This is a genomic window from Streptomyces sp. NBC_00012, assembly GCF_045040875.1.
Lineage (GTDB): Bacteria > Actinomycetota > Actinomycetes > Streptomycetales > Streptomycetaceae > Streptomyces.
Genome location: NZ_CP108309.1, coordinates 4410550 through 4434838, shown reverse-complemented (window position 1 = coordinate 4434838; position 24289 = coordinate 4410550). Strand labels below are relative to the sequence as shown.

Annotated in this window: 21 protein-coding genes; 10 read left to right on the top strand and 11 right to left on the bottom strand. The window is 68.2% G+C overall.

The genetic code is table 11. The features are described 5' to 3' along the window. Positions 1 to 189 precede the first annotated feature (189 nt). Positions 190 to 1995 carry a chromosomal replication initiator protein DnaA gene (dnaA, locus tag OHA19_RS20390; protein ID WP_405714618.1) on the bottom strand — a complete coding sequence of 602 codons (1806 nt, stop codon included), beginning with the start codon at positions 1993 to 1995 and terminating at the stop codon, positions 190 to 192. A 380-nt stretch (positions 1996 to 2375) separates the two neighbouring features. Between dnaA and rpmH the strand changes: the two genes are divergently transcribed. The 9 genes from rpmH to OHA19_RS20345 all read left to right on the top strand — a co-directional run bounded on the left by rpmH (position 2376) and on the right by OHA19_RS20345 (position 9258). Then, the gene (rpmH, locus tag OHA19_RS20385) at positions 2376 to 2513 is read left to right on the top strand and encodes a 50S ribosomal protein L34 (protein ID WP_030930485.1); all 138 of its coding nucleotides are present in this window, start codon (positions 2376 to 2378) and stop codon (positions 2511 to 2513) included. An 18-nt stretch (positions 2514 to 2531) separates the two neighbouring features. Then, on the top strand, positions 2532 to 2903 hold the full coding sequence (rnpA, locus tag OHA19_RS20380) for a ribonuclease P protein component (protein WP_405714620.1): 372 nt from the start codon (positions 2532 to 2534) through the stop codon (positions 2901 to 2903). Further along, positions 2900 to 3259: a membrane protein insertion efficiency factor YidD gene (gene yidD / locus OHA19_RS20375; protein WP_405714622.1), complete on the top strand. Its 360-nt coding sequence runs from the start codon at positions 2900 to 2902 to the stop codon at positions 3257 to 3259. The genes rnpA and yidD overlap by 4 nt, the downstream gene beginning before the upstream one ends. Positions 3260 to 3262: 3 nt before the next feature. Continuing rightward, complete coding sequence (gene yidC, locus OHA19_RS20370; RefSeq protein ID WP_405714624.1) at positions 3263 to 4525, top strand: membrane protein insertase YidC; 1263 nt, start codon at positions 3263 to 3265, stop codon at positions 4523 to 4525. 14 nt (positions 4526 to 4539) lie between these two features. Further along, entirely contained in the window at positions 4540 to 5049 is a 510-nt protein-coding gene (locus OHA19_RS20365; RefSeq protein ID WP_266731337.1) for a R3H domain-containing nucleic acid-binding protein, read from the top strand. Between the two features lie 110 nt (positions 5050 to 5159). Continuing rightward, positions 5160 to 5876, top strand: coding sequence for a 16S rRNA (guanine(527)-N(7))-methyltransferase RsmG (gene rsmG, locus OHA19_RS20360; protein WP_072487588.1), 717 nt, complete (start codon positions 5160 to 5162; stop codon positions 5874 to 5876). 290 nt (positions 5877 to 6166) lie between these two features. Further along, positions 6167 to 7243, top strand: a complete 1077-nt coding sequence (locus OHA19_RS20355) for a ParA family protein (RefSeq protein WP_405721663.1) — start codon at positions 6167 to 6169, stop codon at positions 7241 to 7243. Continuing rightward, on the top strand, positions 7240 to 8340 hold the full coding sequence (locus OHA19_RS20350) for a ParB/RepB/Spo0J family partition protein (RefSeq protein ID WP_405714627.1): 1101 nt from the start codon (positions 7240 to 7242) through the stop codon (positions 8338 to 8340). The genes OHA19_RS20355 and OHA19_RS20350 overlap by 4 nt, the downstream gene beginning before the upstream one ends. Positions 8341 to 8640: 300 nt before the next feature. Beyond that, positions 8641 to 9258, top strand: a complete 618-nt coding sequence (locus tag OHA19_RS20345) for a GNAT family N-acetyltransferase (RefSeq protein ID WP_405714629.1) — start codon at positions 8641 to 8643, stop codon at positions 9256 to 9258. A 100-nt stretch (positions 9259 to 9358) separates the two neighbouring features. Here OHA19_RS20345 and trxA read toward each other — a convergent pair whose 3' ends face one another. The 7 genes from trxA to OHA19_RS20310 all read right to left on the bottom strand — a co-directional run bounded on the left by trxA (position 9359) and on the right by OHA19_RS20310 (position 18996). Next, complete coding sequence (gene trxA / locus OHA19_RS20340; protein WP_405714631.1) at positions 9359 to 9688, bottom strand: thioredoxin; 330 nt, start codon at positions 9686 to 9688, stop codon at positions 9359 to 9361. 47 nt (positions 9689 to 9735) lie between these two features. After that, the gene (trxB, locus tag OHA19_RS20335; RefSeq protein WP_405714632.1) at positions 9736 to 10698 is read right to left on the bottom strand and encodes a thioredoxin-disulfide reductase; all 963 of its coding nucleotides are present in this window, start codon (positions 10696 to 10698) and stop codon (positions 9736 to 9738) included. A gap of 133 nt (positions 10699 to 10831) precedes the next feature. Next, the gene (locus OHA19_RS20330) at positions 10832 to 11788 is read right to left on the bottom strand and encodes an anti-sigma factor family protein (protein ID WP_405714634.1); all 957 of its coding nucleotides are present in this window, start codon (positions 11786 to 11788) and stop codon (positions 10832 to 10834) included. After that, entirely contained in the window at positions 11785 to 12486 is a 702-nt protein-coding gene (gene sigM / locus OHA19_RS20325) for an RNA polymerase sigma factor SigM (protein ID WP_405714636.1), read from the bottom strand. Before sigM ends, OHA19_RS20330 begins: the two co-directional genes overlap by 4 nt. A gap of 163 nt (positions 12487 to 12649) precedes the next feature. After that, entirely contained in the window at positions 12650 to 14362 is a 1713-nt protein-coding gene (locus OHA19_RS20320; protein WP_405714638.1) for a protein kinase family protein, read from the bottom strand. A 127-nt stretch (positions 14363 to 14489) separates the two neighbouring features. Further along, positions 14490 to 16649, bottom strand: a complete 2160-nt coding sequence (murJ, locus tag OHA19_RS20315; protein WP_405714640.1) for a murein biosynthesis integral membrane protein MurJ — start codon at positions 16647 to 16649, stop codon at positions 14490 to 14492. A 49-nt stretch (positions 16650 to 16698) separates the two neighbouring features. Continuing rightward, entirely contained in the window at positions 16699 to 18996 is a 2298-nt protein-coding gene (locus OHA19_RS20310; RefSeq protein ID WP_405714642.1) for a DUF6049 family protein, read from the bottom strand. 183 nt (positions 18997 to 19179) lie between these two features. Here OHA19_RS20310 and OHA19_RS20305 point away from each other — a divergent pair, with 183 nt between their 5' ends. Continuing rightward, positions 19180 to 20622 carry a CCA tRNA nucleotidyltransferase gene (locus OHA19_RS20305; protein ID WP_405714644.1) on the top strand — a complete coding sequence of 481 codons (1443 nt, stop codon included), beginning with the start codon at positions 19180 to 19182 and terminating at the stop codon, positions 20620 to 20622. Positions 20623 to 20761: 139 nt separating this feature from the next. Here the strand turns inward: OHA19_RS20305 and OHA19_RS20300 are convergent, their stop codons facing one another. From OHA19_RS20300 to OHA19_RS20290, 3 genes are all read right to left on the bottom strand, one after another. Continuing rightward, entirely contained in the window at positions 20762 to 22030 is a 1269-nt protein-coding gene (locus tag OHA19_RS20300) for an MFS transporter (protein WP_405751058.1), read from the bottom strand. A gap of 124 nt (positions 22031 to 22154) precedes the next feature. Further along, on the bottom strand, positions 22155 to 23237 hold the full coding sequence (locus tag OHA19_RS20295) for an inositol-3-phosphate synthase (protein WP_266731319.1): 1083 nt from the start codon (positions 23235 to 23237) through the stop codon (positions 22155 to 22157). A 62-nt stretch (positions 23238 to 23299) separates the two neighbouring features. Further along, complete coding sequence (locus OHA19_RS20290; protein ID WP_405714647.1) at positions 23300 to 24007, bottom strand: PadR family transcriptional regulator; 708 nt, start codon at positions 24005 to 24007, stop codon at positions 23300 to 23302. Between the last annotated feature and the right edge of the window lie 282 nt (positions 24008 to 24289).

Here is a 24289-nt window from a genome sequence, read left to right as displayed (position 1 = left end):
CGGGCCGTCTTCGGACCGCTTCCGGGCGGTCCCCGGACCGTTTCCGGGCGGCCTCCAGACTGCTTCCGGGCGCTCCCCGGACCGCCTCCGGGCGCTTCCCAGGCAGCGAGAAGGGCGCCCGAGGCCCCTGCTGAGGGTTCTTCGGGCGCCCTTCTCGGCGCGTGCGGAGCGTCTGGCGGCGGCGGTGCGTCAGCCGTTCTTGATGCGGTTGGTGAGCTCGGTGACCTGGTTGTAGATGGAGCGTCGCTCCGCCATCAGCGCGCGGATCTTCCGGTCCGCGTGCATCACCGTCGTATGGTCGCGGCCGCCGAACTGCGCACCGATCTTGGGCAGTGAGAGATCGGTGAGCTCCCGGCACAGGTACATGGCGATCTGGCGGGCCGTCACCAGCACCCGGCTGCGCGAGGTTCCGCAGAGATCGTCCACCGTGAGACCGAAGTAGTCCGCGGTCGAGGCCATGATGGCCGTCGCCGTGATCTCCGGAGCCGAGTCCTCGCCACCCGGGATCAGGTCCTTCAGCACATGCTCGGTCAGTCCGAGGTCCACCGGCTGCCGGTTGAGACTGGCGAAGGCCGTGACCCGGATCAGCGCCCCCTCCAGCTCCCTGATGTTCCGGGAGATACGGGAGGCGATGAACTCCAGCACCTCCGGCGGGGCGTTGAGCTGCTCCTGCACCGCCTTCTTACGGAGGATCGCGATCCGCGTCTCCAGCTCCGGCGGCTGCACATCGGTGGTCAGACCCCACTCGAAACGGTTCCGCAGCCGGTCCTCCAGGGTCACCAGCTGCTTGGGCGGCCGGTCGGAGGACAGCACGATCTGCTTGTTGGCGTTGTGGAGCGTATTGAAGGTGTGGAAGAACTCCTCCTGAGTCGACTCCTTGCTCGCCAGGAACTGGATGTCGTCGACGAGCAGGATGTCCACATCCCGGTAGCGCTTGCGGAAGGTGTCGCCCTTGCCGTCGCGGATCGAGTTGATGAACTCGTTGGTGAACTCCTCGGAGCTCACGTACCGCACCCGGGTGCCCGGGTAGAGGCTGCGGGCGTAGTGACCGATGGCGTGCAGCAGGTGGGTCTTGCCGAGCCCGGACTCCCCGTAGATGAAGAGCGGGTTGTACGCCTTGGCGGGCGCCTCGGCGACCGCGACCGCCGCGGCGTGCGCGAACCGGTTGGAGGCGCCGATGACGAAGGTGTCGAAGAGGTACTTCGGATTCAGCCGGGCCGCCGGTTCGCCGGGGCCGGGCGTGGGAGCGGGCTGCGAGCCCATCGGGCCGGTGGCGCCGCCGGGCCGTCCGGTGCCGCCGCCCGGCCGGTGCTGGGGCTGGGGTTCCGGCATGTCGCGGTGGTCGGGGCGCTGCTGCTCGTAGCCCTGGCGCTCGGGCGGCTGCGGGCGGTAGTCGTGCTGCGGCTGCTGGGGGCGGCCGCCGGCGTACGGCTCGCGCCACTGCTCCGAGGGAGCCTCGCGGTCCTGGAACCCGCCGAGCCGGGGCTGCTGCCAGGAGAGATCCTCCTGGGTGCGCGGCCACGCACCGGGTTCGGGGCGCTGCTGCTGGTAGTCGGGGTAGGCCGGCCGGGCGGTCGGCATGCCGTCGTCGGAGGGCCGGTGCCCGTAGCCGTCGTACGCGTCGTTGTGCTGCCGCTCGTCGTGCTGCGGTCCCTGGTAGCGGTGCGGCTGAGGCTGCTGGGACTGGTGCATCGGAGGCGCAGGCGGGCTCGGCGGTTCGCCCGCGGAGTCGTCGACCGTGATCGCGATGCGGATCGGGCGGCCGCATTCGCGGCTCAGCGTCTCGCTGATGAGCGGCGCGAGCCGGCCCTCCAGGACGCGCTTGCCCCATTCATTGGGTACCGCGAGCAGCGCGGTGTCGGCGACCAGGGCGAGCGGCTGGCAGCGCTCGATCCACTGCTTGTCCTTCGGCTCGATGCCCTGCTGGCCCTCCCCGAGGAGTTGCTCCAGCACTCGCGGCCACACTGCGGCAAGATCGGCAGGTACGTCAGCCACAGGGCACGCTCTCTCGCTGGTCCCACGAATGTGTGGTTCTCGGGACGGGATGGGTCGGTATGGGTGAGGACCGGCAGGCAGGAAGAAAAGAACCGGAGCTCAGCCACGGTAGTCAGGGCGACCCGCGTGGTTCAAGTTGTTGTCCACAGCCTGTGCACAGTGGGGGGTGTTGTGGAGCCGGTTTGACCGGATGGCGTAGCCGCGCGTACCGTGACCAGGTCGAGTTGTCGATGGCTGCTGCCGCCTGCCTCCGATGGGCAAAGATCACGATCTGTGATTGTGAAGCGGTGCACTAGAGCGTTTACGCGAGTCTCTCGTGGGCGCACGGTGACAGCCAGGCGATGTCCCGCCAACACACGAGTCATTTCTGGAGCCCCCTAGTGAGCAAGCGCACCTTCCAGCCGAACAACCGTCGTCGCGCGAAGACCCACGGCTTCCGGCTGCGTATGCGCACCCGTGCCGGCCGCGCGATTCTCGCGTCCCGCCGTGGCAAGGGTCGCGCCAACCTGTCCGCCTGATCGCTTACAGGTCATGACGTGCTGCCTACCGAGAATCGGCTGAGGCGGCGCGAGGACTTCGCGACCGCAGTACGTCGAGGACGCCGGGCCGGCCGCCCGCTACTCGTCGTTCATCTACGCAGCGGTGCAACGGACCCGCACGTGACTGGGGAGAGTGTTCCCCCGCCGCGTGCGGGTTTCGTTGTCAGCAAAGCCGTGGGTGGAGCGGTTGTGCGCACAGCGGTGAAGCGGAAGCTTCGCCATCTGGTCCGCGAACGGCTTGCCCTGCTGCCCCCCGGTAGCCTGGTTGTCGTACGAGCGCTGCCCGGAGCGGGCGACGCCGACCATGAACAGCTGGCCCGAGACCTGGACGCCGCTCTTCAGCGGCTGCTGGGAGGGGGCGCGCGATGAAGTACCCGCTGCTGGCTCTTATCAAGCTGTACCAGTGGACGATCAGCCCACTCCTCGGGCCTGTCTGCCGTTACTACCCGTCGTGTTCCCACTATGGATATACGGCGATCGACCGGCACGGAGCGATCAAGGGAACCGCGCTGACGGCCTGGCGCATCCTGCGGTGCAATCCGTGGTCACCCGGTGGCGTGGACCACGTTCCACCACGCAAACGTCCGCGTTGGCATGAACTCCTGCGTAATGCCATACGCGGTGGCAAGGGCGGGGACTCCGCCGCTGATGCGCCTGTCCGGGGATCGGTCTCCGAACCCCCGGGTCAGGCCGCAGAGACTTCGCCCAATGCTCAAGGAGCCTGATTAGTGGACACGATTGCCAGTCTGTTCAGCTTTATCACCTGGCCCGTCTCATGGGTCATCGTCCAGTTCCACAAGATGTACGGGGCGATCTTCGGACCCGACACGGGCTGGGCCTGGGGCCTGTCCATCGTGTCCCTGGTGGTGCTGATCCGGATCTGCCTGATCCCGCTTTTCGTGAAGCAGATCAAGTCGACCCGCAACATGCAGGTGCTCCAGCCGAAGATGAAGGCGATCCAGGAGCGCTACAAGAGCGACAAGCAGCGTCAGTCCGAAGAGATGATGAAGCTGTACAAGGAGACGGGTACCAACCCGCTCTCCTCGTGCCTTCCCATCCTGGCGCAGTCGCCGTTCTTCTTTGCCCTGTACCACGTGCTGTCGGCCATCGCCTCGAACAAGAAGATCGGTGTCATCGACCAGTCGCTGCTCGACAGCGCCCGTCAGGCACACATCTTCGGTGCTCCGCTCGCTGCCAAGTTCATGGACAGCGCGGAGAAGGTCCAGGCTCTTGGTGCCTCGCTGGCCGACGTCCGGGTCGTCACCGCGGTCATGATCGTGATGATGTCGGCCTCGCAGTTCTTCACCCAGCGCCAGCTGATGACGAAGAACGTCGACCTGACGGTCAAGACGCCGTACATGCAGCAGCAGAAGATGCTGATGTACATCTTCCCGGTGATCTTCGCCGTCATGGGCATCAACTTCCCCGTCGGTGTCCTCGTCTACTGGCTGACCACCAACGTCTGGACCATGGGTCAGCAGATGTACGTGATCAACCAGAACCCGACCCCGGGCAGCAAGGCGCAGGACCAGTACCTGGGACGTCTGCTGAAGAGCGTCACCGCTCATGGCGAGGTCCGCGGCAGGACCCGGCGCAACACCGTCAAGCGGATCGTGGCCAAGGGCCCGGACCGCAATGACATCGAGCGGAAGTTCGTCACGGGGCTGGCCAAGCTGGGCCTCGCCGCCCAGGAGGACGGCACCGTGATCAAGAGCGAGACCGCTGTCGCCGAGGCCGAGGGCGGAGCCGCGCAGCGGCGTCAGCAGCCCAAGCGCCAGACCAAGTCCCAGCGCCAGACCGGCACCGCGCAGGCGGGGGCCAAGGACGCCGACTCCACCGAGTCGGGTTCCAAGACCTCCCTCCAGAAGCAGGATGCCGCGCAGGACGAAAAGTCCAAGCCGGCGGGCAAGCCCGCATCCGGTTCCTCACGCCAAGCCAAGTCCGGACAGCGCAAGGGTCCGCAGCGGCCCAAGCACCCGTCCAAGAAGTAAGAAGGAGTCCATCCGTGACGGAAGGCACCACCTCCACGGCCGCTGAGGGCAGCGACACCTTGACCCGCCTTGAGCAGGAGGGCGAGATCGCAGCGGACTACCTCGAGGGTCTGCTCGACATCGCCGACCTCGACGGCGACATCGATATGGATGTCGAGGCGGACCGGGCCGCGGTCTCGATCATCAGCGACTCGGCACGTGATCTGCAGAAGCTCGTGGGCCGCGACGGTGAGGTGCTGGAGGCGCTCCAGGAGCTGACGCGGCTCGCCGTCCACCGGGAGACCGGGGACCGCAGCCGGCTGATGCTGGACATCGCGGGCTTCCGGGCCAAGAAGCGGGCGGAGCTCGCCGCGCTGGGTGCCAAGGCCGCGGACGAGGTCAAGAGCACCGGCGAGCCGGTGAAGCTGGACCCGATGACGCCGTTCGAGCGCAAGGTCGTCCACGACGCGGTCGCGGCCGCCGGGCTGCGCAGCGAGTCCGAGGGCGAGGAGCCGGAGCGCTTCGTCGTCGTCCTCCCGGCCTGACCGGACCCTGGTTCTGTCGGCCCCGTCTGTTCGCAGGCGGGGCCGATCTTTGTCAGCCTGATAGATCAGCCACCCACAGTGCGGTAGTGCGGTATGGAAGGACGGTTCCCGTGACGGCGGAAGTAGAGCTTCCTCAGGCGCCCGAAGGAGCGCGGGCGGTTTTCGGCGAGTTCTTCCCGGAAGCTGTCCGGTACGCGGAACTGCTGGCGGACGCCGGGGTGAAGCGAGGGCTGATCGGGCCGCGCGAGGTGCCGCGGCTATGGGAGCGGCATCTGCTGAACTGCGCGGTGCTCTCCGAGGTCGTGCCCGAGGGCGTCACGGTCTGCGATGTGGGCTCGGGGGCCGGCCTTCCCGGTATCCCGCTGGCGCTGGTGCGCCCCGACCTCAAGATCACCTTGCTGGAGCCCCTGCTCCGGCGCACGAATTTCCTCCAGGAAGTGGTCGAACTGCTGGGCCTGGACCATGTGACGGTTGTACGTGGTCGGGCCGAGGAGGTGCTGGGCTCGCTCCAGCCGGTGCACGTGGTGACGGCTCGCGCCGTGGCGCCGCTGGACCGGCTGGCCGGCTGGGGCGTTCCGCTGCTGCGTCCGTACGGGGAGATGCTGGCGCTCAAGGGGGACACCGCCGAGGAGGAGATCGCCGGGGCGCGTGCGGCCCTGGGCAAGCTCGGCGTGGTGGAGACCGAAGTGCTGCACGTCGGGGAGGGTGTGGTCGATCCGATGTCCACGGTGGTGCGTGTGGTGGTCGGTGAGAGTCCGGGCGGTGTGAGGTTCGCCGCAAAGAGGGCCAAGGCCGCCAGGACGAGCCGCACGAGGCGCCGCCGCTGACGTCTCCGGTCGCCCGGGGTATCGAGTGCTACGTGTGGTTCATGCCGTCCGCCGGTGGCGGGGTCCAGTGCGTAGCTGTATGCCCCATACGGAGTGTCGTGCCCCTGTAGCTAGGCTGCGGGGGCATCGTGTTTCACGTGAAACGTCGCTCTCTGCTGCATGGAATCATCGGCCGCGGTCGCGCGGCTGCCGCGCCGCGGCTTCGCAGGCCCGTTAGGGCTACGGGGTTGTCCACAGAAGTGGATTCATCCACAGAAGAGCGGGCCTCGCTGGTTCACGACCCCGAAAGCATGGCAGGCTCTGCTCATTGCGAGCCTGAAGTCGAGGAGAGTGAATCCTTGCGGTCCGACGCCAACATCGCGGGACCGATGACCGATCCGGTCCCCGGTCCCCGAACCGAATCGGCGGGGGACGGTGTTTCACGTGAAACACCGCCGCCGATGGATGACACACCCATCGGTCGTGCGGCCCAGCTGGCGGTTGAGGCCCTTGGCCGCGCCGGCGAGGGCCTGCCCCGTCCTGACCGGACGCGCGTCATGGTGGTGGCCAACCAGAAGGGCGGAGTGGGCAAGACGACCACGACGGTCAACCTTGCTGCTTCGCTCGCGCTTCACGGCGCCCGTGTTCTGGTGGTCGACCTTGACCCGCAGGGCAACGCCTCTACGGCTCTGGGCATCGATCACCATGCCGAAGTCCCCTCCATCTATGACGTCCTGGTGGAGAGCAGGCCGCTCTCCGAGGTGGTTCAGCCCGTACCGGACGTCGAAGGCCTCTTCTGCGCCCCCGCCACCATCGATCTCGCCGGTGCGGAGATCGAGCTGGTGTCGCTGGTGGCGCGGGAGAGTCGACTGCAGCGAGCGATCCAGGCGTATGAGCAACCGTTGGACTACATCCTCATCGACTGCCCGCCTTCGCTCGGACTGTTGACGGTCAATGCCCTTGTTGCCGGGGCCGAGGTACTGATCCCCATCCAGTGCGAGTACTACGCGCTGGAAGGGCTGGGGCAGCTGCTGCGGAATGTGGACCTGGTACGGGGGCACCTCAACCCCGATCTCCATGTGTCGACGATCCTGCTCACCATGTACGACGGCAGGACCAGGCTTGCCTCGCAGGTCGCGGAGGAGGTGCGCAGCCACTTCGGCAAGGAGGTGCTGCGGACGAACATTCCGCGATCGGTGCGTATCTCGGAGGCGCCCAGCTACGGGCAGACCGTGTTGACCTATGACCCGGGTTCCAGTGGGTCGCTTTCCTACCTTGAAGCGGCGCGTGAGATTGCCCTGCGGGGCGTCGGGGTCCACTACGAGCCCCAGCATGCCCGGACGGGCAGCGGGACCAGCCAGCAGAGCACTTCGGAGGGGATTCAGTGAGCGAGCGTCGAAGAGGGTTGGGGCGTGGGCTGGGTGCCCTGATCCCCGCCGCTCCGCAGGAGAAGCAGATGCCGTCCGCGGGGATGGGATCGACGTCTGCCGGGGCGAATCCCGTGCTGACGGCGGAGCGGGGGGTGGCTGCGGCAAAGGTGGCCGCTCGCGCGGGCGCTCCGATCGTGCCGGAGCCGAGCGGGCCGGTGTCGGGGTCCGGAGCGGCCGCCGAGTTGGTGGGAGCTGCGGGGGCGTACTTCGCCGAGATTCCTATCGGCGACATCACTCCGAACCCCCGCCAGCCCCGTGATGTGTTCGACGAGGACGCGCTCGCGGAGCTGGTGACCTCCATCAAGGAGGTGGGCCTCCTCCAGCCTGTCGTCGTGCGGGAGGTGGGGCCGGAGCGCTACGAGCTCATCATGGGCGAGCGGCGCTGGAGGGCCTGCAGCGAGGCGGGTCTGGAGCGGATTCCGGCTATCGTCCGGGCCACGGATGACGAGAAGCTGCTCCTGGACGCGCTCCTGGAGAACCTCCACCGGGCTCAGCTGAACCCGCTGGAGGAGGCAGCCGCGTACGACCAGCTGCTCAAGGACTTCGAGTGCACGCATGACGAGCTGGCCGACCGGATCGGGCGTTCCCGACCGCAGGTGTCCAACACGCTGCGTCTGCTGAAGCTGTCGGGTCCGGTTCAGAGGAGGGTGGCGGTCGGGGTACTTTCGGCCGGTCATGCGCGGGCCTTGCTGTCCGTGGACGACTCGGAGGAGCAGGACCGTCTGGCCCATCGCATTGTGGCTGAGGGGCTGTCGGTGCGTGCGGTCGAGGAGATCGTGCGGCTCATGGGCTCCAATCCCACGAGCCCTGCCAAGAGCAGGGGGCCGCGGGCCGGCGGCCGGGTGTCGCCCGCACTGTCCGATCTCGCCACCCGGCTCTCTGACCGCTTCGAGACCAGGGTGAAGGTCGACCTCGGTCAGAAGAAGGGGAAGATCGTCGTCGAGTTCGCGTCGATGGAGGATCTGGACCGCATCCTCGGCAGCCTGGCACCGGGCGAGGCGCGCGTACTGGATCAGGCACCCGCCGAGGAATCCGCTGAGGACGACAAGGGCTGACCTTTGCCGACGGGGTTGTCGGGCGGGCTGTGCTCCGGTGGTGACCGGAACACAGCCCGCCCTTTGCTTTCTTTCGGTGTCGGCTTCATCCCTGGGTGGATACGATGCGTTCTGGTATGGCACATCCGACTGGAGCCACCTCGGTAGGGAGGGCCATGCGATCAGTGAGCCGCAGCCGACTGGTGCCAGTGGGCTGGGCCCGGGGGCTGTCGGATGGTTCGTCGGTAGCCTGCTCCTCGAACGGAGTGCACTGACCGTCGCACGCGATGCGGCGGGCGAAGGAAGCGAGGAACAGCCTTCATGGGGCGTCGGCTCGTACCGCTCACACTGGACAACCTCTCCGATCTCCCCAGACGATGCCGCTCATGTGTCTTCTGGGAGCTTGATCCGGTCAGTGGGGAAGCTGCGGTGAAGGCAGGGACACCCGAGCTGGAGAAGGAGGCCTGGATCTCGGCCGTTCTCCTGGAGTGGGGGTCGTGCGGCCGCGTTGTCCATGTCGACGATGTTCCGGTGGGCTACGTGCTCTATGCGCCGCCCGCCTACGTACCGCGGTCGACCGCGTTTCCCACCAGCCCGGTCTCCTCCGATGCCGTGCAGCTGATCACCGCCTGGATCATGCCGGGCTACCAGAGGCAGGGGCTGGGCCGGGTCATGGTGCAGACCGTTGCCAAGGATCTGCTGCGCCGGGGGTTCAAGGCGATCGAGGCCTTCGGCGACGCTCGGTGGAAGGAGCCGGCCTGCGTGCTTCCCGCGGATCATCTGCTGGCAGTCGGCTTCAAGACCGTACGACCACATCCGGTTCATCCACGGCTGAGGCTGGAACTGCGCACGACGCTGTCCTGGAAGGAAGACGTCGAGCTGGCGCTGGACCGGCTGCTGGGCGCGGTGCAGAAAGAGCCGGCGCTGCGGCCGCTGTGATCCGAGATCCCCTGAAGATCCAAGATCCCATGACAACGTGAAACGGGTCCGTCCCTCGGGGACGGACCCGTTTCACGTGAAACAGTGGCGTGCGGTACGCCTAGCCGAGGAAGGGCTCGAGGTCGCGGACGATCGCGGCCTTCGGCTTCGCTCCGACGATGGTCTTCGCGACTTCGCCGCCCTGGTAGACGTTCAGGGTCGGGATGGACATGACGCCGTACTTGGCGGCTGTGGCCGGGTTCTCGTCGATGTTGAGCTTGACGATCTCGATCTGGTCGCCGTGCTCGGCGGCGATGGCCTCCAGGGACGGGGCGATCTGGCGGCACGGGCCGCACCAGGCTGCCCAGAAGTCCACCAGCACGGGCTTCTCGCTCTTCAGGACGACCTCGTCGAAGGAGTCATCGGTCACGTTCTTCAGGGCGCCGGCCACGGCGGCCTCCTTAACTTCTTGGGGTGTAGTGGGGGGAGAGGCGTGGGTCAGACGGTGGCCGCAGCGGCCTTCTCGTCGTCGGCGAGCGCGGCGAGGAAGCGTTCGGCGTCGAGTGCCGCCGAGCAGCCCGTGCCGGCGGCCGTGATGGCCTGTCGGTAGGTGTGGTCGACGACGTCACCGGCACCGAAGACACCGGTCAGGTTGGTACGGGTCGAGGGGGCGTCGACCTTGAGGTAGCCCTCCTCGTCGAGGTCGAGCTGGCCCTTGAAGAGCTCGGTGCGCGGGTCGTGGCCCACCGCGATGAACAGGCCGGTCACCGCGAGCTCGGACGTCTCGCCGGTCTTGGTGTTCCGCAGGGTCAGACCGGACAGCTTCTGCTCGCCCTGCACTTCGGCAACCTCGCTGTCCCAGGCGAACTTGATCTTCGGGTCGGCGAAGGCGCGTTCCTGCATGGCCTTGGAGGCACGCAGCGTGTCCCGGCGGTGGACGATGGTTACCGACTTGGCGAAGCGGGAGAGGAAGGTCGCCTCCTCCATCGCGGTGTCACCGCCACCGATCACGGCGATGTCCTGGTCCTTGAAGAAGAAGCCGTCACAGGTGGCGCACCAGGAGACGCCGCGTCCGGAGAGGGCGTCCTCGTTGGGCAGGCCGAGCTTGCGGTGCTGGGAGCCGGTCGTCACGATGACGGCCTTGGCGCGGTGCACAGTGCCGGCCGTGTCCGTGACCGTCTTGATGTCTCCGGTGAGGTCCACGGAGACGACGTCGTCGGGGACGAGCTCGGCGCCGAAGCGTTCGGCCTGGGCGCGCATGTTGTCCATGAGCTCGGGGCCCATGATCCCGTCCTGGAAGCCCGGGAAGTTCTCCACGTCGGTGGTGTTCATCAGCGCGCCACCGGCGGTGACGGCGCCCTCGAACACCAGCGGCTTCAGAGAGGCGCGTGCGGTGTAAAGGGCGGCCGTGTAGCCCGCGGGGCCGGAGCCGATGATGATCACATTACGGACGTCACTCACGGGTTTCTTCCTCGTCTCTGCAGACTGCCTACTGTCCACGCCTACTGGGGCCGGTTCAACGACTCTCACCCCACCCAACGGATCCTACGGGGGATGCATTCCCCGACGTGCCGGGCTGCTTCCGGCAGGATTCTCAGGGGCGCGGGTAGGTACGGGTCAGCAGGAGTTCACCCGTGCCCTCGGGCTCCGCCCGGACGCAGGCCGCATCGACGACGTACGCCTGTACACGGGTGGCATCGGACGGGTGCGGAAGGACAACGAGGAAGGCGTCCGTGCCTTCGTAGGTGCCTTCTTCCACGGCGAGGGCGGGAGCATGGCGTCCGGTTCCCTGCTCGACACAGGGCGGGACGGGCACGGTGGGGGCGCGCAAGGGCGTCTGGGGCGACTCGGATCCACCGGAGGCGCCTCTGGGTGTCGACTGCGCCTCGGTGGATGGTGCCTGCTTCTCGGCCTCCACACCATCCGCGGACTTCGACGGCTTCGAGCCGGCACTCAGCAGAAGCGTGTGCACCCGGTTCCCGAGCGTGGACTCCGAGAACGCTCCGCCGCTGTTCTCCCCGGCGCTGGAGCTGCGGTCTGCTGCCTTGAGGCTCCCGGAATTCTGGGACGGGTGGACGCTCTGCAGCATGAAGACGCTCACACCGACCACGGCCGCTCCGAGAGCGGCTCCGAGCACGGCTGTGCGACGGCGGCCTCGGACCGGCCGACGGCCGGGGCCGGTGGTCGCCCGGGGACGTCCTGCGGGACGGTCCGAGGGAATGGGCTCCGTGTTCGGCTTCTCCGCCGTCGGCCGCTCTGTTTCACGTGAAACATGCGCCGAGCCGGAAGGCGTCGTGACGCCGAGAGCCGCTTCGGTGGCGAGTGCGGCATCGATGCGGTCCGCGACGTCGTCAGGCATGCGCTGCGGCATGGGTACAGTGCCGAGCAGCTCGCGGATCTCCATGAGAGAGGCATGGACCTCCCCGCAGGGTTCGCAGCCGTCCACGTGTTCGCTTACCTCTGCCGCACGCGATGGTGGGAGCAGCTCCTCCGCCAGGTCGGAGATCTCCGTGACATCCGGATGCTGGGTCGTGTCGGTCGTTGATGTCATGTGCGCCCACCTCCGCCCTTCACTGCAGCGGGATCGCTTGTGCCCGCATCTCTCGGCCCCGATGCCGGTGGGACGGATGCACGTGGCGTCCGGTTCCTTCTGGCCCTCTCGTCGGCTCCTGCGACCTCGCTGCGCAGGTGCGTGAGCAGCGGCGCCAGCCGGGCCCGTCCCCGCGCACAACGGCTTTTTACGGTGCCTGTCGGGACGTCGAGGATGCGTGCCGCCTCGGCCACGGGGTAACCCTGCATGTCCACGAGGACGAGCGCGGCCCGCTGCTCGGCGGGGAGAGTGGCGAGTGCGGCCAGGAGCTCGCGGTGGAGGTCCTGGCGCTCCGCCGGTGCCTCCGCGGATTCGTGTGGTTCCATGAGCTGCTCGAACCGTTCGGTGTCATCGACCGGCGCGGTCCTGCGGGTGGCCGCCTTGCGGACCCGGTCGAGGCAGGCGTTGACCGTGATGCGATGCAGCCAGGTGGTGACGGCGGACTGACCGCGGAAGGTGTGGGCGGCCCGGAAGGCGGAGACAAGGGCGTCCTGGACGGCGTCCGCGGCTTCCTCGCGGTCCCCCAGAGTTCGTATCGCCACGGCCCACAGCCGGTCGCGGTGGCGCCGTACGAGCTCACCGAAGGCGTCCGGATCACCGGCCACATGGCGAGCGAGGAGGTCTGAGTCGCTGAGTGGTTCTGACGGCTCGCCGGCCACCTCCCCTCCCTCCCTTTCGCTGCGTCAAGGTGCGTCTGTCTATCACGATTCGAGCGGACGGGGCAGGGGCGCAGAAGGCACTGTCCGAGACTGAGCGTGGCCACCGGCGCGAGACGCACCGGATACGCGAGAGGCCGGTGGGGGCGACCCACCGGCCTCTCGGTCACTTGAGTACGGAGATCTCCGAGATCCCGCCCCGGTAGCCACCCGTTCCGTCCGAAGGCAGTTCCGTGAGACGGATCAGGACGTAGCGCGTCCGTACCGGCTTGGGGAAGGTCTCCTTCAGATCGCTTCCCACCGTGGCGAGCTTTGTGAGGTGCTGGGGGAAGTCGGAGAGGGACGACGGGGCGGAAGCGCTCGGATCGGCAGCCAGTACCTCGGCCTTCTGGCCGGTGCGGTACATCTTGGCCGAGATACCCGCGACGTCCTGAACGCTGCCCAGGTCGACGACTATGCCGCTGCCGTCCCTGCGGTTGGGGTAATTGCCGAAGTTCGCGTAGCCCCGGTAGCGCGGGGTGACCCAGGCCGTGCTCGCATCGCCGTCGACGGAGTTCGGCACCTGGTCCGGCTGGATCCCCGAGCCGCCGGGCATGAACTCCGTCGCACCGGCGATGCGCAGCGGCTCGGTCGCGGGCTGAGCTTTGTTGTCGCTGTTCTCCGGGTTGGTCTGTGTGCTGTCGCCGGGGTCGGAACTCTTGTCGTGGTTGATGAGCGCCTCGGCGAGCTGCCAGCTGCCGAGGCCCAGAGCGGCGATGAGCAGCGCGGACACGGCCCACTTGAGGGCCTTGCCGGTACGGCTCTGGAGCGGTGCCAGGGGCGTCGCGATCGTGGGCTGAGCAGCGACCGGCCGGGCCGGCGGGCGCCCGTAGGAGCCCTGCTGGTAGGTCGTGCGCTGGTACTCGGGAGGCGCCGTGAAGACGGGCTCCGGAGGACGGATGCGGGGCATCGCGGCGACGGCCTTGGCCAGCTCGTCCGGCGTGGTGCACGGTTGTTCCTGCCGGGAGGCAGTGGCGCCGTCGTTGGCGAGTGCGCGCATGGCGAGCTCGGAAAGTCCGCGGTGGACGCCGGCTCGCACCTGGTCGGGGGCGATCAGCCCCACTCCCTTGGGCAGCCCGGCCAAGCCGTACGCGTCGCTCTCGTACGGCCAGCGGTGGGTCAGCGCGGCGTAGAGGAGGGCGCCGATCGCCTCGGTGTCCGCACGCTGGGGACCGTCGGCGGTGATGCCCCGCAGGGCGGCGTTCACCGCGAGCCCGCGGATCCGGTACTGCCCGGTCGAGCTCCGCAGCACCGCCCCCGGGGTGAGCCTCAGATGCGCGAGGCCTTCCCGGTGTGCTGCCGCCATGGCCTGGGAGACCTGGCTGACGAGCTGGTACGCGTCGTGCGCGTCCATCGGCCCCGAGGCAAGCAGAGAGGTGAGCTCGGTGGCATCGGGGAGCCACTCGTGGACGACGTAGACGAGGTCGTCCTCCTCCACCGCGTCGAGGACCTGCACGAAGCGTGGGTCACCGAGCAGTGCGGAGGAGCGGGCCGCGGCCAGCACGGAGCGGGCACGCGGGTGGTCGGCCGGAAGCAGATGGACCCCCACCGCGCGACGCAGCTTCTCGTCGACGGCGCGCCAGCTGCTGAACCCGTCCAGACGGGTGACGCACTCCTCCAGCCGGTAGCGTCTGGCAAGTTTGTGCCCACTGTGCAGATCAGGGGTCGGCAGGGTGACTTCGGAACCGATGCGTTCACCATCCGTGTCCTGCGGCTTCGTGCCCTTGGTGTCCTGAGCTTCTGCCGTCCCGTCGGTCGTGGCCTCGTCCGCCTTGGCGGTCAGCGGCTCATCACCGCTGTTGTCGGCCACGTCGACGGCAGCCGTGCTACGTTCCGCCACCGTCGTTCCTGCCTCCCCATCCGTTGCGCGATGCCAGCCAGCTCTGCACAGTCACGCCAATTGTGCCCACACTCCGGCGCTATGCACGACACGCAAGGGGTGGTGATGGTTGTGCGGTGGTTGATTCTCAGCGACCGAGCCGCCCACGGACCATACCGACCATGCCGTTGATTTCCTCGATCCGCATCCGCTTGGCGGCGACGAAAAAGACGCCGAGCAGTACGGCTCCACCGCAGATCAGCGCGGCGAGTGAACCGAAGGCGCCCTCGCCGAGGCCCAGGAGCACGGCAAAGCCCACGCCACCGCCGAGTACCGCTGCGGGGGTCGCGGCCAGGCACAGCCGGGCGTAGGTACGCACGACATGGGCACCGTCCAGATCTCCGCCCAGGCGGTTGCGCAGCCGCCGCCAGGCGATGCCCACGCCGACGGCGTAGGCGAGCCCGTACGAGGCGGCCATGCCGACCACGGCCCACCGGGCGGGCAGAACCACGTAGCAGAGGGCCGAGGCGGCCGCGTTGACCGCGGCGACGATGACCGTGTTGTAGAAGGGCGTGCGGGTGTCCTCGTACGCGTAGAAGCCGCGCAGCACGACGTACTGCACGGAGTACGGGATCAGGCCGAGACCGAAGGCCATGAGGATGAAGCCCATGGAGCGGGCGGCCTCGGTGCCCGCGGAGGCGTACAGGAGGGTGCACATCGGCAGGCCGAGTGCGAGGAAGGTGAAGGCCACCGGCACGATCGCGACGGCCGAGTTCCGCAGCCCCTGGGAGATGTCGTCACGGACGGCGCCGGGGTCGTCGTCGTGGGCGGCGCGGGAGATACGGGGCAGCAGGGCCGCCATGACGGAGACGGTGATGATCGCCTGCGGCATGCCCCAGATGAGCTGGGCGTTGGAGTACGCAAGGATGCCGGTGCCGTCCTTGCCGGACAGCTTGCCCGCCGACGTCGCGAGCTGGGTGACGACGAGCACGCCTGCCTGGTTGGCCAGCACGAACAGGACGGTCCACTTGGCCAGCTTGACCGTCTTGCCGAGCCCGTGCCCCTTCCAGTCGAACCGCGGGCGGAAACGGAACCCGGCCTCACGCAGATACGGGACCATGGCCAGGGCCTGTACGACCAGACCGAGCAGCGTGCCGATGCCCAGGAGCCGGACGCCCTCCGGCGGAATGGTCTGGACGCCCATCTGGGACTCGGCGGATGTGCCGTAGACCCAGATGAACATGCCGAACGTGAAGATCATGACGATGTTGTTGAGGACCGGGGTCCACATCATCGCGCCGAACTTGCCGCGGGCGTTGAGGATCTGGCCCATCACGACGTGCACGCCCATGAAGAAGATGGTCGGCAGGCAGTACCGGGCGAAGGTCACGGCGACACTGTTGGCCGCCACGTCGTTGGCGATCGTCGGCGACATCATGTGGATGAGCCATGGAGCGGCGAAGACCGCGAGCGCGACGATCACGCCGAGCGCGACCATGACGAGAGTCAGCAGCCGGTTGGCGTAGGCCTCGCCGCCGTCCTCGTCGTCCTTCATGGAACGGACGAGCTGGGGTACGAAGACCGAGTTCAGGCCGCCGCCCACGGTGAGGATGTAGATCATCGTGGGCAGGGTGTAGGCGATGGTGAAGCTGTCGCCGAGCAGGGCAGCGCCGAGCGCGGCGGTCATCACGAGGCTGCGGACGAAGCCGGTGAGGCGGGACACGAGTGTGCCGGCCGCCATCAGCGCGCTGGACTTCAGTATTCCGGAGGCCCGGCCGCCGGACTTCGGCGGGGTGGGCGCCGGGGCCGGCTCGGGCTCCGCGGGTACGGGGGCGGACCCTGCCGGGCCCTCCTGGTCCCGGAAGAGGTGCGCGAAGGCATCCGGCTGCTCGTCGTTCCGGGAAGCCTGACTGACGAGGTCGTCCACCCCGACGAACTGGGTGGTCGCCGGATTGTCGCCGTACGGCAGGTGCCGCGACGGGCCGTCCGGCTCGGGAGGCGGGGTCTGTGCCCAGATGCGGGGATCGGGCGGGTACTGGGCCGCGGGCGGCTGCTGGTAGAGCGGGTGGGGCTGCTGGTAGGTGCCCGGGGGCGGCGGCGGATGCGCGGCACGGTCGTACAGCGCCTCGGCCACCGGGTCCTGGACGGACAGATCCTGGGCGCGGTAGGGGTCGCGGTCGTAGGCGTCCTGCAGGTACGGATCAGGCGTCGGCGGAACCTGGCCGGGCCCTGGGGGCACCGGTGGCCCGCCGGAAGACCCGGCTCCGCCCGCACCCTGACCGCGGTCACCGTCGTACGGCGCGTTCATCGAAACCCCACCTCATCGTCCCCGGCCGACCGGCCACGACAGACATCGCTCAACGTTCCACTTTCTCACCCGAGCTCGACGGCTCCCCGCTTTCCGGACCGGTGTCCGGAGTCGGGTCACTCGGCTGCTCGGGTTCACCGCCGTCTTCGCCGGGCGCGCCGCCCGCGTTGGCGCGCTTGCGATGGGTGTACATCCTGATGCCCGCGAGGACCAGGAGCAGCAGCCCGCCGGCGATGACCAGCAGCACGGTCGGGGTGAGCTCGGAGACCTTCACGGTGAAGGTCATCGCTTCGCCGTACGGCGTGCCGTCCTCGGTGTAGAGCTGCGCCGTCATCTGCACCTGGCCGTTGACGTTGGCAGCCGCGTCGAACTTCACGGACTGGCTGTGACCGGCGCCGATCCGGATCGGCTGCTCCGCCACGGCCCCGCCGTCGTTCAGCCTGAGGCGTGTCGCGTTCTCCGACTTCAGCCGCAGTACGAGATGGTCCACGCCCTGCAACAGCCGGTTCTGCACGGTCACGGGGATGGTGGCGCTGCGGCCGGACAGGGTGACGTCCGACTTCGCGATGAGCTGGACCTCGTTGGTGAGGTCCAGCAGATAGCCGCGGACCGAGTCCCGGTACTGCTGGGCCTCCAGCGGGCTGCCGCGCCACGACGTCGACATGGAACGGTTGAGCGCGTTGCCGAAGGGGGTCACCACCCGCTCGGGCTGGGTGAGGATGACCTGGAAGCTGTTCAGCGAGACCTGGGTGGACTTGATGTCCTGGAAGGCCTGGGTGGGCAGCTCCTGGCTGCGGAGCTTCCTCGGGTACTGGGAGGTCCCGGGGACGCTGGTCGTCGCGTCCGCGTCGGGCTCAGCCCCGGCCGCGTCCACCAGCCCGAGGGGCTGGGTCCAGCGCCCGTCGTCGAGCCCGTGCAGGGCGCGGGCCATCGACTGGGCCTGAGCCACGGTGGGCATCCGCTGCGGTGCGACGACGATGCTCCGCTCGGCATCCGTGTCCTGCTCGGTCAGGGCGAGGGTCAGAGCGAGGAACTTCTGGACGGCGAGGGTGGACTTTCCCGCCTTCGACATGTCGCCCTGGAAGGCCGTGGAGAGCCGGGCGTCCGCGACGACCGCAGTGGTGCCGCCGCCGATCGGCCGGGCGGCGGTCGGCGTGTACGTCAGACCGCCGGTCTCCTGGAGGCTGTCGCTGCGGGCGATCACCTTGTGGGCCCCGGCCGAGGTGGCGACATCGACGATCGACGGGTCGATCGCCCCGTCGACGGGCCATGCGAAGTCGGTCGACGGCTTCACGTGGAGGATCGTCTGCACCGTCGTCCCGGCCACCTCGGTGGCGGTCTGCAGGTGGCTGAGGGTGCCGGAGACGTTCTTGCCGCGGTGTGCGATGGACGCCAGATCGGGGTCGGCGAACGGCAGCGCGACGACCTTCCCGTCCGACACCGCGGCCTCCAGCGAGGTGAGCCACTGCTTGGCGACGGCCTGGTTCTTCCCGGCGACGGTGGTGTCGCCGGACTTGACGCGGTAGTTCCCCGCCATCGCGTCGACACTGGCCAGCAGATCCGGGTCGATCACCCAGGTCACGGGCAGCTGGCTGCCCAGCGAAACGAGCTGTTCGAGCCGTCCGCCCGGAGCCAGCTCGGCGGCCAGGTCGTCGTCCGTGAACACGGGCGTCCGCTGATCGTCGGTGCCCGTCTCGGCGGTGACGTGGGCCGACGCGATGAGCGGCCAGAGATAGGTGATGTTCGTCCTGGAGTCGCGCTCCTCCTCCTGCCAGGGGAGGAAGGTGCGCTCGATCCCCAGCACCTGGTCGTACTGGACCCGGGAGGTCTGCCCCGACAGCGAGACGCCGAGTTGGTAGACGCCGTCGTCGCCGAGCCCCAGTTTGCCGACCGGAACGGAGAGCGTGAAGTCCTGGCTGATCCCGGAGGGGAGCTTCGCGACCTTCACCGTGTACTTGCCGCCGATCGGGGCGGGGTCGCTGCCGTACACGTACCCGGTGCGCCTGGCGGCGTTGTCGATCTCGGTCCGACTGAGGAGCTTCGGGCCCACCCGCAGGTCGACCGTGGCGTCCCTGATCGTGTCCTTGCCCCGGTTGGTCACGGTTCCGGAGACGGTCAGGGTGTCCCCCTTGACCGGCGCGCTCGGAGCCAACGTGTCCAGGGCCACGTCGACCGTTTCGGACCTTGTGGGGGCCTTGCCGGTCCCGCCGGCCTGCGCCGCGGGTGCGGTCGGACCGGCCAGCAGCGCCGCGACCAGCGGCGCCCCGATGATCAGGGCGGCTGTTCGCCGCAGCCACCGGCGGGCAGGAGAGGGACCGATCCCCTGAATGTCTGCCGCCTCGGCCACGCGCCTACCCGTCCCTCGTCGTCGTCAGCTGGTGTCGATGGTTGTCGGTTCTTGCGTCCACGCATGGTAACGATGTGCGCGGGTGCCAAGTGCTGGGGAGTTCGCTACATGATCGGAAGAGTCTTGCAGGGCGGGCCGAAACCAGGGCGACCGGGCCGGTCCGGGCACGTACCCTTTTCTGTTGTGTCGAACGCCAATGAAGACAGCTCCCGTGCCCTGACCCAGGTGCAGCACCGCGCAGTCAGCGAACTGCTGCGGGTGTCCCCGGTCGCCGACGACCTCGCTCGCCGTTTTCAGGACGCCGGGTTCAGTCTCGCTCTGGTCGGGGGCTCGGTCCGGGACGCGCTTCTCGGCAGGCTCGGGAACGACCTGGACTTCACGACCGACGCACGCCCCGAGGCCGTGCTGAAGATCGTCCGACCGTGGGCCGACTCGGTGTGGGAGGTCGGGATCGCCTTCGGCACGGTGGGTGCCCAGAAGGACGGCTACCAGATCGAGGTCACCACCTACAGGTCGGAGGCGTACGACAGGACCTCGCGCAAGCCCGAGGTGTCCTACGGCGACTCCATCGAGGAAGACCTCGTCCGCCGTGACTTCACGGTCAACGCGATGGCTGTCGCCCTTCCGCGGAAGGAGTTCGTCGATCCTCACGGCGGCCTCAAGGATCTGGCGGAGCGCGTCCTGCGCACCCCGGGAACACCCGAGGAGTCGTTCTCCGACGATCCGCTGCGGATGCTGCGCGCTGCCCGCTTCGCGGCCCAGCTGGACTTCGAAGTCGCTCCCGATGTGGTCACCGCGATGACGGAAATGGCCGGGCGCATCGAGATCGTCTCCGCCGAGCGGGTCCGGGAGGAGCTCAACAAGCTGCTGCTCGCCGCCCACCCCCGCAAGGGGCTGGCGCTGCTCGTCGACACGGGGCTGGCGCAACAGGTGCTGCCGGAGCTCCCCGCCCTGCGTCTGGAAAGTGACGAGCATCACCGTCACAAGGATGTCTACGAGCATTCGCTGACCGTTCTGGAGCAGGCCATCGATCTGGAGCAGGACGGCCCCGATCTCGTCCTGCGCCTTGCCGCACTTCTCCATGACATCGGGAAGCCGAGGACGCGACGCTTCGAGAAGGACGGGCGGGTCTCGTTCCATCACCACGAGGTGGTGGGCGCCAAGATGGTCAAGAAGCGGATGACCGCGCTCAAGTACTCCAACGACATGGTCAAGGACGTCTCGAAGCTGGTGGAGCTTCATCTGCGCTTCCACGGCTACGGCGACGGTGAGTGGACGGACTCCGCGGTCCGTCGCTACGTGCGGGACGCCGGCCCCCTGCTGGAGCGGCTGCACAAGCTGACCCGCTCGGACTGCACCACGCGCAACAAACGCAAGGCTGCCGCCCTCTCACGGACCTATGACGGCCTTGAGGAGCGCATCGCGCAGTTGCAGGAGCAGGAGGAGCTGGATGCCATCCGCCCCGACTTGGACGGCAACGAGATCATGAAGACCCTGGGCGTCGGACCCGGGCCTGTGATCGGCAAGGCGTACGCGTTCCTGCTGGAGCTGCGCCTGGAGCACGGCCCGCTGGAGCACGACGTGGCGGTCGGGAAGCTCAAGGAGTGGTGGGCGGCGCAGGGCTGAGATCGCCAGGGCGGTGGTCATGTTTCACGTGAAACATGACCACCTTCCGGTGCCGCGCTGCGATATGGCGAGGGGCGCTGTTTCACGTGAAACAGCGCCCCTCGCTCTGCTCCGCACTCGCTCTGCTCCGCTTCGGGCGCTAGACGGCTTCTCCGGTGCGGCTCCACCGGAACATCAGCACCGCGACGACCGTGTAGAGAGCGGCCACCCCGATCACCACCACGGCCGATCGCCCATCAGGAGGCAGCACCAGGGCGGAAACTGCGGCGGCTCCCACGAAAGCGACGTTGAACAGAACGTCGTAGAGGGAGAAGACCCGGCCACGGAAGGAGTCCTCCACCGCGGTCTGCACCACCGTGTCGGTCGCGATCTTCGCCCCCTGGGTGGTCAGCCCGAGGACGAACGCCGCGACCAGCATGGGTGCGGGTACGAACCACAGCCCCAGTGCGGGTTCGAGGACGGCCGCACCGGCCGCGCACGCGGTCAGCCAGCGGAGCCGGCCGAGCCGTCCCGCGGCCCAAGGGGTCAGCACGGCCGCCGCGAAGAACCCCGCACCTGAGAACCCCACGGCCAGTCCCAGAAGAGCCAGGCCCTCGGATTCGCTGTCGGTCCAGGCGTACCGGCAAAGCATCAGCACCATGACGGTCAGCGCTCCGTAGCAGAAGCGCATCACGGTCATGGCGGCCAGCGCCCGGGTTGCCTGCTTCCGTTGGGCCAGATGGCGCAAGCCGTCGGCCAGCCCGTGCGTGGTGGCGGTCAGCGCCTGCCTCAGCCCGATCCGGTGTCCGTCCTGATCCGGTCCGAGGAGTCCGGTGGCAAGGGTCAGGGAGGCCAGTGCCGACATGAGGTAGAGCGCCGCGCCCAGCAGTACCACCACGGCATCGGAGTCCGCGACCAGCAGCCTCACGGCGAAGGCGAGGCCGCCGCCCGCCGTGGCCGCGAGCGTCCCGGCGGTCGGTGAGAGCGAGTTGGCCAGCACCAGCCGGTCGGTGTCGACGACACGCGGGAGAGCGGCCGAGAGCCCGGCCAGGACGAAGCGGTTGACCGCGGTGACGCACAGCGCCGAGGCGTAGAAGAGCCAGTCGGGCGCGGAGCCGAGGATGAGGAGCGCCGTGCAGCAGGCGAGCGCGGCACGCAGCAGGTTCCCATACAGAAAGACCTGGCGGCGGGGCCAGCGGTCCAGCAGAACGCCGGCGAAGGGGCCGATGAGCGAGTACGGCAGCAGCAACACCGCCATGGCGGAGGCGATGGCACCTGCCGAAGCCTGCTTCTCCGGCGAGAAGACGACGTGAGCCGCCAGCGCCACCTGGAAAACACCGTCGGCCGACTGGGAGAGGAGTCGTACGGCCAGCAGACGACGGAAGTTCCGAAGCAGCAGAAGAACGCGCAGATCACCCACGACGGCCATGCGATCAAGAGTCACATACGTTGAGGGTCCCCGGGCAGATTGCCCGGGGACCCTCAACAGCACGGAAGGGAATGAGCGTTGCCGCTCAGCACCCGGCCGTGTGGACGCGCCGTGTCCGGCTGCGTCAGTTGGAGACCTCGCCCCTGATGAACTTCTCGACGTTCTCGCGGGCCTCGTCGTCGAAGTACTGCACCGGCGGGGACTTCATGAAGTAGGAGGACGCGGAGAGGATCGGGCCGCCGATGCCGCGGTCCTTGGCGATCTTCGCGGCGCGGACGGCGTCGATGATGACACCGGCGGAGTTCGGGGAGTCCCAGACCTCGAGCTTGTACTCCAGGTTCAGCGGAACGTCACCGAAGGCACGGCCCTCGAGGCGCACGTACGCCCACTTGCGGTCGTCCAGCCAGGCAACGTAGTCCGACGGGCCGATGTGGACGTTGTCCGCACCGAGCTCGCGGTCCCGGATCTGGGAGGTGACGGCCTGCGTCTTGGAGATCTTCTTGGACTCGAGGCGCTCACGCTCGAGCATGTTCTTGAAGTCCATGTTGCCGCCGACGTTCAGCTGCATCGTGCGGTCCAGGATGACGCCCCGGTCCTCGAAGAGCTTCGCCATCACGCGGTGCGTGATGGTCGCGCCGACCTGCGACTTGATGTCGTCGCCGACGATCGGGACACCGGCCTCGGTGAACTTGTCCGCCCACTCCTTGGTACCGGCGATGAAGACCGGGAGGGCGTTGACGAACGCGACCTTGGCGTCGATGGCGCACTGCGCGTAGAACTTCGCAGCGACCTCGGAGCCGACGGGCAGGTAGCAGACGAGGACGTCGACCTTGCGGTCCTTGAGGACCTGGACGATGTCGACCGGTGCCTCGGCCGACTCCTCGATGGTCTGGCGGTAGTACTTGCCGAGACCGTCGTGGGTGTGGCCGCGCTGGACGGTGACGCCGGCGTTCGGCACGTCGCAGAGCTTGATGGTGTTGTTCTCGCTGGCACCGATGGCGTCCGCGAGGTCGAGACCGACCTTCTTCGCGTCGACGTCGAAGGCGGCGACGAACTCGACGTCCCGCACGTGGTAGTCGCCGAACTGGACGTGCATCAGACCGGGCACCTTGCCGGCCGGATCGGCGTCCTTGTAGTACTCGACGCCCTGGACCAGCGAGGCGGCGCAGTTGCCCACGCCGACGATGGCTACGCGAACCGAACCCATTCCGGTTGCTCCCTGTGTGTTTTGGATGTTCCCGATGAAGGCCCCGCGGATCTGCGGGGACCTCACTTTGCGGTGTCGTCGGACGGATCCGGCGGGGTGTCACCCCGACGCCGGGGCAGGCCGTCCGTCTCTCCTGCGGTGTTCTGCTGAGCTTCGCTCCCGGGCGAGGATCGTCGCTGATCCCGTCCCGACCGCTCGCTCTCGATGAGCTCGTTCAGCCAGCGCACTTCGCGCTCCACGGACTCCATGCCGTGTCGCTGCAGCTCAAGTGTGTAGTCGTCGAGGCGCTCACGGGTGCGGGCCAGTGAGGCCCGCATCTTCTCCAGCCGCTCCTCCAGCCGGCTGCGACGGCCTTCCAGCACTCGCATCCGCACGTCGTGCTCCGTCTGCCCGAAGAAGGCGAAGCGGGCTGCGAAGTGCTCGTCCTCCCAGGAGTCGGGGCCGGTGTGCGAGAGCAGCTCCTCGAAGCGCTCCTTACCTTCCGCCGTCAGCCGGTAGACGATCTTGGCGCGGCGCCCGGCCAGCGAGGAGGCGGGGGCGACCGCGCGGCCGGTGGCGGGCGGCTGGTCGACGGGAGCGGCACCCGGCTCCTCGATCAACCAGCCGTTGGCGACCAGCGTCTTGAGGCAGGGATAGAGGGTGCCGTAGCTGAAGGCGCGGAAGATCCCCAACGAGGTGTTGAGTCGTTTGCGCAGCTCGTAGCCGTGCATCGGGGACTCACGGAGCAGGCCGAGAACGGCGAATTCGAGGATGCCGGAGCGTCTGCTCAACTTCGCCTCCTCCGTCTCCGAGTGCGTCCGAGTGCTCCTGCTGGAGCCCGTGCCGGGCCGATGTACCGAGCTGATGTATCGACTCGATACATCACGACGATAGATCGGTCGTCGCGATGCGACAAGAGGAGCCATCGTGAACGGCGTCACATCGTGAATTCGTAGGCGCCGACTTGCGTTGTTTGGGGTGAAGTTCGGCCCTAGGTGGGTTTTGACCGTGCGTAGTCTGTGCGGCATGCAGACCACCGGGAACCGCGTGACGCCCGCGCGCGTCAGTCTTCG

Bases quoted from the DNA above. Each gene is read 5' to 3' on its own strand.
- yidD (WP_405714622.1), top strand. From the start codon at position 2,900: ATGAAGTACCCGCTGCTGGCTCTTATCAAGCTGTACCAGTGGACGATC.
- OHA19_RS20355 (WP_405721663.1), top strand. From the start codon at position 6,167: ATGGCAGGCTCTGCTCATTGCGAGCCTGAAGTCGAGGAGAGTGAATCC.
- OHA19_RS20345 (WP_405714629.1), top strand. From the start codon at position 8,641: ATGGGGCGTCGGCTCGTACCGCTCACACTGGACAACCTCTCCGATCTC.
- OHA19_RS20330 (WP_405714634.1), bottom strand. From the start codon at position 11,788: ATGACATCAACGACCGACACGACCCAGCATCCGGATGTCACGGAGATC.
- murJ (WP_405714640.1), bottom strand. From the start codon at position 16,649: ATGAACGCGCCGTACGACGGTGACCGCGGTCAGGGTGCGGGCGGAGCC.
- OHA19_RS20300 (WP_405751058.1), bottom strand. From the start codon at position 22,030: ATGGCCGTCGTGGGTGATCTGCGCGTTCTTCTGCTGCTTCGGAACTTC.
- OHA19_RS20295 (WP_266731319.1), bottom strand. From the start codon at position 23,237: ATGGGTTCGGTTCGCGTAGCCATCGTCGGCGTGGGCAACTGCGCCGCC.